Source organism: Geobacillus sp. 46C-IIa (assembly GCF_014679505.1).
GTDB lineage: Bacteria > Bacillota > Bacilli > Bacillales > Anoxybacillaceae > Geobacillus.
On record NZ_CP061474.1, the window covers coordinates 2,851,610 to 2,864,144 of the forward strand.

The window sequence follows — 12,535 nt, forward strand, 5'->3', positions numbered from 1 at the left end:
CGACAAGCGGCTTAAACCGCTATTTCTCATATTGCACAATAAACACCATTTACAAACCGTTAAAAGATTTATAAACACTTAACAATTATTTACATTCAATTTATTAACATTTCCCTTTTTCCCCCGTAGAATCATAATTGTGAATTTATTAAAAACGATGGAAGGGATGGTCAGTGATGGATCGCCGTTTATTTTTGAAATATGTAGGAAGCAGTACGGCAGCATTAGTCGCCGCGTCATCCGGTATAGACACATTAGCAAGTAAGGCAAGCGCCATGACGGCAAACCATTTAATGAACGGTCAACCGTCAGGAAACGGCAAGCCGCTTACGGCGCCTTTCAAACCGATCAGCCGCACATGGGAAAATGATTTAGTTCTGCCGAAAGGCTATCGATACAACATTATCGCTTCATATGGGGATGTCATTAACTCGAAGGGCGAAAAGTTCGGCGACTCGGCTGATCTTACGGTCTACTTTCCGATCGATAGCCTCGAAGGCGGCAACAACTCCGAAGAAGGACTCATCTGGGTTAACCATGAATTCCCTGAGCCAGAAAACTATATGAAAATACTAGGAATTGACCCGAATACATTTAACAAGGCGAATCTTTCAAGCTACCCTGAATTGTTAAAAATGGAAAAAGAAGCAGTTGGCGGCTCAGTCATTCACGTAAAAAAAGAAAAAGGCGAATGGCGGTTAGTAAAAAATGACCAATATAACCGGCGGATCGATGCAAACACTCCTATTCGATTAACCGGCCCTGCAAGCGGAAGCAAGGCGGTCAAAGGTGCGACAACGGTGACAGGAACGCTCGGAAACTGCAGCGGCGGAAGAACGCTTTGGAATACCGTTCTTTCTTGTGAGGAGAATACATATTACGGCGATGACTACGGATGGCCTGATTTTATTGATGAGCATTATGGCTGGGTCGTGGAAGTCGATCCATTTAACCCGAATGCGCCCATACGGAAGCATACCGCACTGGGGCGCTTCGCCCACGAAAATACGGCAATGGGATTAACGAAAGACGGCAGGGTGGTCGTTTATATGGGGGATGACAAAGCCGATGCCTTCTTCTATAAGTTTGTCAGCCAAAAGAAATTCAACCCGAATAACCGCGAGGCCAACTTCGATATTTTAGAAAGCGGAACATTATACGTCGCTGATCTCGGAAAACAAAAATGGATCGCGCTCGATTACGAGGCGAATAAGGATTTGCAAAACTATGAAAAAAACGGCAAAAAGTTTTTCACTAGCCAGGCGGATGTGCTGACCTACGCGCGGGAAGCAGGCGCTGCTGTTAAAGCAACACCGCTCGACCGTCCGGAAGATGTCGAAATCCATCCGTATGACGGCAGCGTATTTTTATCTTTAACAAACAATTCGAAGCACGGAAACTTCCATGGCCAAATCATCCGTTTCATCCCTGCGGAAGGTGACCACGGAAGCGAAACATTCACGTTTGAAGTTTTCATCGCTGGCGGACGCCAAAGCGGCATTACGTGTCCTGACAACCTTCACTTTGACAGCAAAGGGAACCTTTGGGTTGTTGAAGATTTTTATGCGACAGAAGATAACGTGTATGCCGCGTATAAAAACTGCGGGGTGTTCATGATTCCGACCGACGGCAAACAGTACGGGGAGCCGTTCCAGTTTGCGTCCGGTCCGAAAGGGTGCGAAGTCACCGGTCCATGGTTCACTCCCGATGAGCGCACGCTATTTTTAGATGTACAGCATCCGGAAACGTGGAATCCTTATCCCGGCCAACGTTTCGGCCGTTCCTGCCTCGTAGCCGTACAAGGCGGACATTTCAATAAATAAATGCACAAAGCAACATATGGAAACGGGCTAGCCCGTTTCCATACAAAATAATGCATACAAATAGGAGGACGTCACCATGCTGCAAAATATAGGTATCCCTGGTTTAATCCTCATTCTTGTCATTGCCTTGATCATTTTTGGTCCATCAAAACTTCCGGAAATCGGCCGCGCTTTTGGTACAACGCTGAGAGAATTCAAAAAATCAGCGCGGGAATTGGTTTCAGATGACGAGTCAAACAAAGAGAGGTTAAATAATAAAGTGGAAAAAACAAGTTAGTGTCCATGCGAAAGACATCCGTAATTCGTGTTTCATCCTTTTTGATATAAAGAGGGAAGACGATGAAAAACCAAGAAATGAACTTGATCGATCATTTGGATGAACTGCGCAAACGCCTCATCATTACACTTGGCGCTTTTACCATTTTGTTAATTGGATCGCTCATTTACGCACCGGCTATGTATCGATGGCTCGTTCAGGACTTGCCGCTGAAGCTGGCCGTTCTCGGCCCAAGCGACATTTTGTGGATCTATTTCGTCTTAGCCGGCGTGGTCGCCATTGCCGGGACAATACCAATTGCCGCCCATCAAGCGTGGCTGTTCGTTCGCCCGGCATTGCACGAGCATGAGCAAAGACTAGCATTAGCTTACATTCCGGCTCTTTTCATTCTGTTTGTATTAGGAATATGCTTCGGGTACTTTATCATTTTCCCGTTTGTTTTTCACTTTCTTCTTTCCCTGTCAGGCGAGATGTTTACAACGCTCTTTACGGCGGAACGATACTTTCGGTTTGTCATTCATATGACGGTTCCGTTCGGATTTTTATTCGAACTTCCAGTCATCATCATGTTTTTGACGAGTCTTGGGGTGTTAAATCCGTACCGGCTGCAGCGAATGAGAAAATACGCTTACTTTGTTTTAATTTTAGTTGCAGTGTTTATCACTCCTCCAGATTTGCTTTCAGATATTCTTGTCATCGTCCCCCTGCTGTTTCTATATGAGTGCAGTGTTTTACTGTCCAAAATCGTTTACCACCGGAAATGCAAAGCGAACGAAGAATGGCGAAAAAACGAGATCCGCTCCATCCCTTGAGTGCGCTAGAGAAAAATAAAAAAGACTGCTCCAACGACCAACCGCTGCGGCCTTTTGGAGCAGCCCCTTGTTTCTTACTTCGCGATTTTCATATTCCCTTCCGCTAGTTGTTGTTCAGCGGAAGGATGAAACTCATTTTCCATTTTCGAAACGACAACCGTGGCTACTGCGTTGCCGATAATGTTTGTAATCGCCCGCGCCTCAGACATAAAACGGTCGACTCCGAGCAACAAGGCGATGCCTTCGACCGGAATCATCGGGAACGCCGCCAACGTTGCGGCCAGCGTAATAAAGCCAGAACCGGTGACCCCTGCCGCCCCTTTCGAGGTGAGCATTAACACTCCGAGTAATGTCAACTCTTGCCAAATGCTTAAATCAATGCCGTATGCTTGAGCGATGAAAATAGCCGCCATCGACAAATAAATCGATGTGCCGTCCAAGTTAAACGAGTACCCGGTCGGAACGACAAGGCCAACGACCGACTTCGAGCAGCCGTATTTTTCAAGCCGCTCCATCAGACGCGGCAGAGCTGATTCAGACGAGGACGTACCAAGAACGAGCAACAGTTCCTCTTTAATATAGGCGAGAAACTTAAAGATGTTAAATCCGTAAAACTTGGCAATTCCGCCGAGCACGACGAAAATAAAGAATGCCATCGTAATGTATACCGATCCCATCAGCTTGCCGAGCGACACGAGCGAGCCGAGGCCGAATGTGCCAATCGTATACGCCATCGCGCCAAATGCGGCAATTGGCGACACTTTCATGACCATATTGACTACGCTAAAGAATAGTTCTGCAATCCGTTCGAACAAAGAAAGCACTGGTTTGGCTTTTTCCCCTAAACCGGCTGCCGCCACGCCAAACAGGACGGCGAAGAAGAGCACTGGAAGCAATTCTCCACTGGCCATGGCTGCGACAACGTTATCCGGGATAATACTGAGCACGAAATCGACAAAACCGTGGCTCGTCTCTTCCGCCTGCTTCGTATATTGCGAAATGTCTCCGCCTTTGACCGCATCGGTATTGAAACCAACACCCGGTTTGACGAAGTTAACAACGACAATCCCAATCGCTAAAGCAAATGTCGTGACGATCTCGAAATAAAGGAGCGCCTTGCCGCCGATGCGCCCGACTTTTTTCAAGTCGCCCATGTTGCCGATCCCGATCACAACGGTAAAGAAAATAATCGGCGCGATCACCATTTTGATCAACTTAATAAACCCATCGGCTAACACTTTTAACTTAGTGCCGAATTCCGGGAATAAAAACCCGACGATAATCCCCAAAAGAATACCGATAATGACTTGCACGGTTAAATTTTTAAATTTCCCCCGCATTTCTCCCACTCCTTTCATCTCCTTGACAACGCTTTCAGCACTATCATAAAGAAAAATCGATCAAATAAAAATATTATGGTGATAATGGTCGTTTTGGTCTTTTTGGTCTCAAACGTTTACAAAGACTGCTTCTATCGCCATAAAAGAAGCTTCCGTCACCGGAAGCTTATTCATCGGATTTCTTGATTTCATTTAAAAGTCTGGAACCGAACTGTCTCGTAAATTCCTGATACAGTGGGGCCAATTTCCGTTCCCATCTCCGCTTTTCTGTTTCCGACAGCAAATAAAGATGGACATCCTCACGCCGCTTCAGCTGCTGCAATTCCCGCTCGTTTTGCGCCTTTGACTGCCGCAAATTCCATTGAGTCGCCTCGGCCATCGCTTCGGCTATGTTTTGCTGGATCTCCTTCGGCAAACTGTCCCAAAATGACCGGTTCATCATGACTGCATAGCCAAGATAGCCGTGGTTGCTGATGGTAATATACGGCTGAAACTTGTAAAACCCTTTCGAATAAATGTTAGAAATCGTATTTTCCTGGCCGTCAAACTCATGCCGTTCAAGCGCCCGATATACACGGTCAAATGAGACAGCAACCGGTTCGCCGCCAAGCAGGCGAAACTGCCTGTCGATCACTTCGCTCGGCATAATGCGAAAACGCACCCCACGGAAATCATCGGGCTCGACAAGCGGGCGCGTTGTGCCCATCATTTGCTTAAATCCATTGCTCCAAAGCGCCAGCCCTTTGATTCCTTTTTCCTCGAGCATTCCGAGCAGTTCGGCTCCCACTTTTCCGGTGAACACACGGCGCACATCGTTGTCGTCGCGAAACAAAAACGGCAAATCGAGCACTTGCCACTCCGGAATGAGTTCTGTCACCTTCGAAAACGACGGGGCGATCATTTGTACATCGCCGCGCAGCAGCGCATCAAGCTCCTCTCCATCCGAATAAAGCGAGCCGTTCGCGAACACTTCGACTTTGACGCGGCCGTTTGTCTTTTGTTCGACAAGTTCGGCAAACTTTTGCGCTGCCAGCCCTTTCGGTGTATTTTCCGCAACGACATGGCTAAAGTAAATGATAATTTGTTTTTGCAGCCCCCTTTGTTCATCATCGTACACAATCCGCTCTTGATCAGCTTGGCGGCTGACGGCCCATGCGGCAAGACCGATGCCGATGACAAGAAAGATCACCCAAAATTTCCACTTTACCCCCATTATCCACCCCATGTTCATCCTTTGTTTTTTTCCCTTTTTATCATATCACCAGAATCATGTTAGAATGAATAATAATGAATTTTCCGCATAGTAAAGAGGAGTTCACCGATGAATCGACTGTCGATCCGCTGGAAAATCACGATTTTAATTTTTGTCATCGTCAGCTTTTCGATGCTGCTGAGCGGCGTATTTATCATTAGTGACTTTTTCCATACAAAGGAAGAAGAGTTGAGCCAACGCGCCTTATTGACAGCGCGCACCGTATCCGAACTGCCGGAAGTCAAGCAGCACATTGTCGGGTCAAAGCAAAGCCGAGCGCTCGTGAACCCGATCGTCGAACGGGTGCGTGTCATCCATAGCGCCGATTATATTGTTGTGCTCGATATGAACAAAATTCGCCTCTCCCATCCGCTTCCAACGATGATTGGCACCGTCTCCCGCGGGGCTGATGAAGGGCCGGCATTCGCGGAACATACGTATACGTCGAAAGCGCGCGGAGAAATCGGGACAGTGGTTCGCGCCTTCGTCCCCATCATGAATCGCGATCATGAACAAATTGGCGTCACCATCGCCGCTTACCGACTGCCGACGTTTTGGGAAGCGATTGATACGTTGAAAGAAGAAATCGCCATGGCGGTCGTTTTATCGCTAGCAGCCGGTGGAAGCGGAGCTTGGCTGCTGGCCTCTCATATTAAGCGGCAAATGTTTGAGCTTGAACCGCATGAAATCGCCAAACTGCTTGTGGAGCGGACAGAGGCGTTTAACGCCATGCACGAAGGTGTCATCGCCATCGACAGCAATGAAAACATCACCATTTTTAATGATCGGGCGAAGCAAATGCTTGGCATCGAAGGGGACGTAATCGGACGCCCGATTCGTTCCGTAATCCCGGATACGTACCTTCCGGAGATCTTGGAGGTGAACAAACCGATTTACAACAAAGAACTGCAGCTCGGCAACTTAACGATTTGGAGCAACCGCATCCCGATTAAGGTCAATGGAGAAACGGTTGGCGCCATTGCCATTTTCCAAGACCGCACCGAAGTGAAACGGCTGGCTGAAGAATTAACCGGGGTAAAGGCGTTTGTCCACGCCTTGCGCGTGCAAAACCATGAATACATGAATAAGCTCCATACGATTGCCGGCCTGATCCAGCTCGGTCATGTTGAGAAGGCGCTTGAGTACGTGTTCCAAGTTACGGAAGAACAGGCGGAGCTCACGCAGTTTTTAAGCCGCAACATCAAAGATGAGAGCATTTCCGGACTATTGTTAAGCAAAATCCGCCGCGGCAAGGAGCTCGGCATTCGTGTGACGATCGACCGGCACAGCCGGCTGCACCGCTTCCCGCCGCACCTCGACCATCATGATTTCGTCATTCTCCTTGGCAACCTGATTGAAAACGCCTTCGATGCGTTCCAAGGGATCACCGATCGGGAGAAAGAAATCTACATCAGCATGGAACAAAATGAAGAGATTTGCTCCCTCTCGGTTGAGGACAACGGCCAAGGCATCACCCGCGAGCATATCGACCGCATTTTTGACGAAGGCTTTTCAACAAAAGGAAAGAACGGACGCGGCATCGGCCTATATTTGGTGAAGCAAATTGTGGAAAAAGGAAACGGCCACATCAGCGTTCAGTCCGAGGAAGGGAAGGGAACTGTATTTACCATTACATTTGATATGCAACTTCATTGATTCATGCAGCGGCGGCCGCATCCGACGCGCTTCCACCCCCGAGATAAAGGAGGAAAAGCAATGTATCGTGTATTGCTCATTGAAGATGATCCGATGGTTCAAGAAGTAAACCGGCAAATGATTGAACAAGTGAGCGGTTTCATCGTTGTCGGCATCGCCGGGAACGGAGAGGAAGGGCTGCGGTTGATCGAGGAACTCCACCCTGATGTAGCGGTCATTGACATTTACATGCCGCAATTAGACGGCCTCGAAACGTTAAAGGAAATTCGCGCCCGTGGACATGGGGTGGATATTCTAGCCATCACCGCCGCAAGCGACATCGAAACCGTGCGCCGCGTCCTGCAAAACGGCGCGTTTGACTACATTGTCAAACCGTTCAAATTCGAACGGCTCAAGCAGGCGCTCGAAAACTATCGGACCTTCCGCCAGTCGCTCGCGGAAAAAGAATCGCTCACCCAGGCAGAACTCGACGCATTACGGCAAACGGCCGAACAGCCTGCCGACCCGCTCCCTGAACTTCCAAAAGGATTAAACGAAGTGACGTTGGAAAAAGTCGTCACCTACTTGCGCCAGCACCGCTTCCCGGTCTCCGCCGAAGAAGTGGCCGAAGGCGTCGGCATCGCCCGCGTCACCGCCCGCCGCTATTTAGAGCATCTCGAAAAAAGCGGAAAAGTCGTGCTTGATGTGCAATACGGCGGTGTTGGCCGCCCCGTCAACCGCTATCAGTTGAAACGGCTATAGCCTACCCGGTAGCCCGCACGATCAACCGGGTAGGCAACTCTTCTTGTTTTCGCGGGACATTTCCTGTCTCCAGCCAATGGTGAAGGAGGCGGAACGCTCTTTCTCCGAGCGTAAAATGGGGGAGTGCTACGGTTGTAATGCCCAGCATTTCAGCCAACGGATCATTATCAAACCCAATGATGGCAAGCTCCTCTGGAATACGCACCCCGACGTGCCGGGCGTACAACACGATGCCGGCCGTCACTTGGTCGCTCGTCACAAGCAAAGCGCTCGGTCGTTCCCCCATAGCCATCCATTGCTCGATCACGCGCTTTCCGTCTTCAAGAAATAGACAACCGTCAAAAATCCACTGGCGCTGGGGAGTGACGCCGGCGTCACGCAATACCTCTTCATACGCCGCCGCCCTCGCTTGGCTGTTCGGGCCTGTCCTTCTTCCAATGCAATAACCGATCCGCCGGTGCTCTTTGTCCAGCAAATAGCGAAGCGCTTTGGAAAACGCTTGGTAGTGGTCGATGTAAACCGTGAAAAAGTCATGCCTATCCACTCGTTCACACAAAACAATCGGTCCCTCTTCTTGGTATTCCGCAAAAATCTGCCAATCCGCTTCATGAGAACAGACAATCACCCCATCCATTTGCTTCATCCGCAACCGCTCTAGCGCCTCGAGCTCTCGCTCAACGTCATAATTCGTCTGAAACAAAAGCAACTGATAACCGCAACGAAGCGCCTCCTTGGAAATCCCTTCGATAATTGCGGAAAAATAAGGGTGATGAATGTACCGAAGCATGACTCCGATGATCATTGTCGTTCCTTTCGCCAAATGGACAGCTTGAATGTTTTTTGTATAATTGAGCTTCTCGACTGCCTCCCAAACGGCCTTCCGCTTTTCCTCGCTCACATATGGATACCCGTTCAATACCCTTGATACGGTAGACACCGACACGCCCGCTTCTTTCGCTAAATCACGGATGTTCGCCACGTTCCCACCCTTTCCTAAAAAACGCTTGACTTGAAACGCGTTTCATCCATTATGTTGATTTCACCATTAGTATACTGAAGGAGGAGATTAGATGCTTTACGGGATTGCCTTGCTCACTCTGCTCATCGCCATCATTTGGGGAGGTGCACATATCGCCTTGAACGCCAAAAACAAAAGGAGGTCAAACAAGCAGAGAAAATAAAGGAAATGAGTCTGTTTGTTTCTACCGTTTCAACTGCTATAATGAATGGTATATGGAAAGCAAGGAGGAATCAAGATGCTTCGATATTGGAAATCGCTTTTCTCCATCGCTGTCACCGCCGCCTTGCTTGCCGGTTGCGGTACAGAGACGCCTTTATCAAAAGAGACAGAAGCGAAAGCCAAACAAACGACAAGTTCAGACGAGAATCCCACCAACACGCAAACAGCAGAGCCAGCAGCTCAAGAAACTCCCCCTGCTGACGAACAAAATCAAGCAGGAGGCGGACAAAGTGGGGCGACAGGGGATGAAGCCGCTTCTTCCCGTCCAACAACTTCCTTGTCTTACCAAATGGGAAACCAAACAGTCACAGGGACAGCAACGTTGACCACAAGTGACAACCAGCATTTCTCGCTCTATGTCCTAGACGGGTGGACGCTCGATGCCGAAGAACCGCATGCTGATATATTGCTCCATGGGGACACGTTCGCCCGCATCCGCCTTCTTCATAACGAGGAGACAAACTATGAGCAGTTGGCCAAAGAACATGCCCAAGCGGTCGATGCCAATGCCGCCCGTCAGCACACGGATCAACTTCCAAAACCGTTCGCTGATGCCGTTTGGTACACTGCCCAAGCCGATGGTGTTACCGTTCACGTCATCGCCAGCGCTCACCCAGCGCCGATGCTCTTGACAGTGCACGCTCCTAAAGAACAAGATGTACTTGGCGCTGTGCTTGCCATGGTGGCGACGCTGCAAAAGCAATAACTAATTTGAGGGAGGGCCATCGCCCTCCCTTTCCAAAAAGAAAAACCCCCTTTTTTCAGCTGCAAGAGGGTCAGACGAGCTGTTTGCTTTCTTCTTTGCGGAAAAACGTTCTCATGGCATGAAATACGTCCGATTTTTGCTTTAGGATATAATAGCGGAATTTCTCATCTTTAATATTGCGGTACGCCGACATGAGCGTGGAATGGCGGTTGTACTGATACAAATGTATACGCTATACACATTAGCTGTTCAGGTTGATGAGCGCTTATGGAAATTCGTTCAATTTATTCCACGAAGATAACAAAATCTTATTTTAATAACTCTCGAGCATGGAAATGAGAGTGTACATTTTTTGTTCTAGAAGCTTATATGTTTCTTGTTCCTTAATTCGGATGTTAATTTGCGCAATCTCTCGTAAATGGTTTTTCAGCGCTTTCACAAAATCATGAGCGAATTTTATTTTATCATAAAAAAGAAAGGATTCCACCTTATCATTTGTAACATTTACGGCTTCAATTTTGATTTGATGTCCTTTCATTATGAAAAAATAATCATAAACAGAACCAAATCCAGAAATGCGGAACGGCTTATTCTCTTTATTGGCTATCATATCCATAATACCAGTAACCATACTTAACAAAGCTGTGCCATAAAGGGTTGCGATATTGATCGTCATTTTTTCGATACCGTTATGAACAGTCATATACATTTCACAACTAAAAAAACTATTGAGATTGTCACTTTTAAGTGTTTCTCTCCAATCTCCTTCCCAGTCCTCTAATGAAATTTTGATCCCCATAATATATCCTCCTCGTTTTTTACTGTTTCGCAACTCTTGATTGGATCTTCAAAGGATATGATACAACATAAAAAGGCGGATCGCTCCGCCTTCTTCTCTACTCTGCTGCGTCCTGTATTTTTCTAGAACATCCCGAAAACTTACACACCACCATTGTTGACGAATGTCTCCTACCACATACACTTAGAAATGAGAGTTTTTCAAAAAACGAAGATGATTAAATTTTTCTCGTTTTATTTTCTGGAGTACCTATGGTCACTTGGCCATCATGGAAAAATTCGATTATATACTCTCCATTTGTACAAAGGATAAAGGTATCTGATCCCACAGCAACCACATCATCGATTGCATTTAGAACTTTTTCCAATTTTGTCTGAATGCCAGGACAATAAGAATAGTTCCATAATACTATCACATCTTTATCATTCATTCCCTTTTGTCGTACCCAGTCTGTGATTTCTGATAAATATGTTATTTCTTTTCTTTCAGATACTTTTTCCCAATCAATCCTTCCCCAAGGTAAAATAGGGAATAATGTACACAAATAATCAAAATATTTTTCAGTTTCCTCGTTCGATAAAATCCTCAAATGATCATCCCCAATTGCATGAACACACTCTTCAAATAGTGTCATTGTTCATCCCCCCTTATTTATTGAGATGCTTTAAAAGGGATTCGAATGTTTTTTCATCCCCTTTAAAAGGAATGCATACTTTTATCGCTTGACCTTTCCCATTTCTGTAATCTTCAACGTTAATATGTATCCCTTTCTCCGGATCATAATCTAGTCTCCACCTAACTTTCTCGTCCGCAGACATCCTACCAATCACTTTTCCATATCCTTTGCTAGTTTTCAATCTCCCTATTACAGGTTTAGAATTCGATCCTAAATCACCTACAATTTCCAATGCAATGTTTCTTGCTTGTTCAAATGTATCTACTTTTGGAAGTATCACCTCTTTTCCAACAGCTAAAATTTTAGAGTCTATCTTTACAGCAATTTTTTCTCCAACCTTAGACAATTTTATAGCACCATTTAACAGCTTACCAGTCGGAATAAAACTTAAAGCCGCAATAACTTTATCAATTGTATCAGCGCTGGGATTCAATAAAGTTTTAATATCATCCCCAATGATAAAATCAAATCCTAATTTTGCAATTTCTTTTAGAGATTCCGACACTTCATCCCAAGTTGAGTTCCTTGAATGAACTTTGGCTTCTAGTGATCTATACTTATTTTCAATAATTGTCTTTTTATCATAGTAATTTTTTTGTTGCAACATATGCTCAATAGCGTTGTAAGTGATTTTACCAGCTATCCCATCAACTTCTAGTCCATTTGCTTTTTGAAAGCTTCTTACTGCTTCTGTTGTTTGTTTACCGTAAATACCATCAACAGCTCCCACGTTATATCCCAATCGCTGAAGTTTAGTCTGCAAATCTTTTACGGCTTGTCCCTCGCTGCCTTCTCTGAGTGTCTGACCTGTCCAATGATCATTGCTGCTTGATGAGTTTGATCGGGACAATGTCGTTTGTGTTCTGACATACTTTTGCAGAGCTTGGTACGTTTGTTTCCCCGCAATTCCATCGGCCGTGATTCCAACCTTCTTCTGAAATTCCTTCACAGCCTTCTCTGTATTTGCTCCGTAAACTCCATCAATTCCCCCAGGATTAAATCCGGCCTTGTAAAGCCAAGATTGCAATGTCTTCACATAATCATTTCGATCACCTCTTTTTAGCGTTTGCCCACTCCATAGATAATTTGTATAATTTGATGGATAATAGATGATTCTGCTAGCCCCATCTACAACGTACATCATTAGCCCCCCCATTTCAAATTTTTATCCATTAATTTCAATAGTAATCAATTTTGACCAAAAAGATTGTCG

The 12,535-nt window shown here is 46.3% G+C and carries 12 protein-coding genes and 1 pseudogene; 6 read left to right on the plus strand and 7 right to left on the minus strand.

Annotated elements, in window-relative coordinates; all coding sequences use genetic code 11:
- The first annotated feature begins 176 nt into the window (after positions 1 to 176).
- The 3 genes from IC803_RS14190 (at position 177) to tatC (ending at position 2,912) form a co-directional block, all read left to right on the plus strand.
- Positions 177 to 1,823 (plus strand): PhoX family protein, encoded by a 1,647-nt coding sequence (locus IC803_RS14190; protein ID WP_081207665.1) that lies wholly within the window; start codon positions 177 to 179, stop codon positions 1,821 to 1,823.
- A 76-nt stretch (positions 1,824 to 1,899) separates the two neighbouring features.
- Positions 1,900 to 2,100, plus strand: coding sequence for a twin-arginine translocase TatA/TatE family subunit (locus tag IC803_RS14195; RefSeq protein ID WP_081207664.1), 201 nt, complete (start codon positions 1,900 to 1,902; stop codon positions 2,098 to 2,100).
- A 62-nt stretch (positions 2,101 to 2,162) separates the two neighbouring features.
- On the plus strand, positions 2,163 to 2,912 hold the full coding sequence (tatC, locus tag IC803_RS14200; RefSeq protein ID WP_081207663.1) for a twin-arginine translocase subunit TatC: 750 nt from the start codon (positions 2,163 to 2,165) through the stop codon (positions 2,910 to 2,912).
- Positions 2,913 to 2,986: 74 nt separating this feature from the next.
- Here the strand turns inward: tatC and IC803_RS14205 are convergent, their stop codons facing one another.
- Both IC803_RS14205 and IC803_RS14210 read right to left on the minus strand, forming a co-directional pair.
- Positions 2,987 to 4,252 carry a dicarboxylate/amino acid:cation symporter gene (locus IC803_RS14205; protein ID WP_081207662.1) on the minus strand — a complete coding sequence of 422 codons (1,266 nt, stop codon included), beginning with the start codon at positions 4,250 to 4,252 and terminating at the stop codon, positions 2,987 to 2,989.
- 166 nt (positions 4,253 to 4,418) lie between these two features.
- Positions 4,419 to 5,465: a TRAP transporter substrate-binding protein gene (locus IC803_RS14210; RefSeq protein ID WP_081207661.1), complete on the minus strand. Its 1,047-nt coding sequence runs from the start codon at positions 5,463 to 5,465 to the stop codon at positions 4,419 to 4,421.
- Between the two features lie 108 nt (positions 5,466 to 5,573).
- Here IC803_RS14210 and IC803_RS14215 point away from each other — a divergent pair, with 108 nt between their 5' ends.
- A complete protein-coding gene (locus tag IC803_RS14215) occupies positions 5,574 to 7,160 on the plus strand; it encodes an ATP-binding protein (RefSeq protein ID WP_081207660.1) in 1,587 nt (528 codons plus the stop codon).
- Between the two features lie 60 nt (positions 7,161 to 7,220).
- The gene (locus IC803_RS14220) at positions 7,221 to 7,901 is read left to right on the plus strand and encodes a response regulator (RefSeq protein ID WP_081207659.1); all 681 of its coding nucleotides are present in this window, start codon (positions 7,221 to 7,223) and stop codon (positions 7,899 to 7,901) included.
- 1 nt (position 7,902) lies between these two features.
- On the opposite strand, the gene IC803_RS14225 is transcribed toward IC803_RS14220, so the two are convergent.
- Positions 7,903 to 8,880, minus strand: coding sequence for a LacI family DNA-binding transcriptional regulator (locus tag IC803_RS14225; RefSeq protein WP_081207658.1), 978 nt, complete (start codon positions 8,878 to 8,880; stop codon positions 7,903 to 7,905).
- Between the two features lie 277 nt (positions 8,881 to 9,157).
- On the opposite strand from IC803_RS14225, the gene IC803_RS14230 reads away from it, so the two are divergent.
- Positions 9,158 to 9,847, plus strand: coding sequence for a hypothetical protein (locus tag IC803_RS14230; RefSeq protein WP_081207657.1), 690 nt, complete (start codon positions 9,158 to 9,160; stop codon positions 9,845 to 9,847).
- Positions 9,848 to 9,917: 70 nt separating this feature from the next.
- Here IC803_RS14230 and IC803_RS14235 read toward each other — a convergent pair.
- The 4 genes and pseudogenes from IC803_RS14235 to IC803_RS18435 form a co-directional block, all read right to left on the minus strand.
- Positions 9,918 to 10,064: pseudogene (locus IC803_RS14235) on the minus strand (sporulation protein YhbH); the annotation flags it as partial.
- Between the two features lie 96 nt (positions 10,065 to 10,160).
- Positions 10,161 to 10,646, minus strand: coding sequence for a ribonucleoside-triphosphate reductase (locus IC803_RS14240; RefSeq protein ID WP_223811981.1), 486 nt, complete (start codon positions 10,644 to 10,646; stop codon positions 10,161 to 10,163).
- 217 nt (positions 10,647 to 10,863) lie between these two features.
- Positions 10,864 to 11,280, minus strand: a complete 417-nt coding sequence (locus tag IC803_RS14245; protein ID WP_081207656.1) for a CDI toxin immunity protein — start codon at positions 11,278 to 11,280, stop codon at positions 10,864 to 10,866.
- A 13-nt stretch (positions 11,281 to 11,293) separates the two neighbouring features.
- On the minus strand, positions 11,294 to 12,463 hold the full coding sequence (locus tag IC803_RS18435; RefSeq protein ID WP_081207655.1) for a peptidoglycan-binding protein: 1,170 nt from the start codon (positions 12,461 to 12,463) through the stop codon (positions 11,294 to 11,296).
- Between the last annotated feature and the right edge of the window lie 72 nt (positions 12,464 to 12,535).

Excerpts from the sequence above, each read along its gene's own strand:
- IC803_RS14220 (WP_081207659.1), top strand. The coding sequence starts at position 7,221 with ATGTATCGTGTATTGCTCATTGAAGATGATCCGATGGTTCAAGAAGTA.
- IC803_RS14210 (WP_081207661.1), bottom strand. The coding sequence starts at position 5,465 with ATGGGGGTAAAGTGGAAATTTTGGGTGATCTTTCTTGTCATCGGCATC.
- IC803_RS14190 (WP_081207665.1), top strand. The coding sequence starts at position 177 with ATGGATCGCCGTTTATTTTTGAAATATGTAGGAAGCAGTACGGCAGCA.
- IC803_RS14230 (WP_081207657.1), top strand. The coding sequence starts at position 9,158 with ATGCTTCGATATTGGAAATCGCTTTTCTCCATCGCTGTCACCGCCGCC.
- IC803_RS14245 (WP_081207656.1), bottom strand. The coding sequence starts at position 11,280 with ATGACACTATTTGAAGAGTGTGTTCATGCAATTGGGGATGATCATTTG.
- IC803_RS14215 (WP_081207660.1), top strand. The coding sequence starts at position 5,574 with ATGAATCGACTGTCGATCCGCTGGAAAATCACGATTTTAATTTTTGTC.
- tatC (WP_081207663.1), top strand. The coding sequence starts at position 2,163 with ATGAAAAACCAAGAAATGAACTTGATCGATCATTTGGATGAACTGCGC.
- IC803_RS14240 (WP_223811981.1), bottom strand. The coding sequence starts at position 10,646 with ATGGGGATCAAAATTTCATTAGAGGACTGGGAAGGAGATTGGAGAGAA.
- IC803_RS18435 (WP_081207655.1), bottom strand. The coding sequence starts at position 12,463 with ATGTACGTTGTAGATGGGGCTAGCAGAATCATCTATTATCCATCAAAT.
- IC803_RS14195 (WP_081207664.1), top strand. The coding sequence starts at position 1,900 with ATGCTGCAAAATATAGGTATCCCTGGTTTAATCCTCATTCTTGTCATT.
- IC803_RS14205 (WP_081207662.1), bottom strand. The coding sequence starts at position 4,252 with ATGCGGGGGAAATTTAAAAATTTAACCGTGCAAGTCATTATCGGTATT.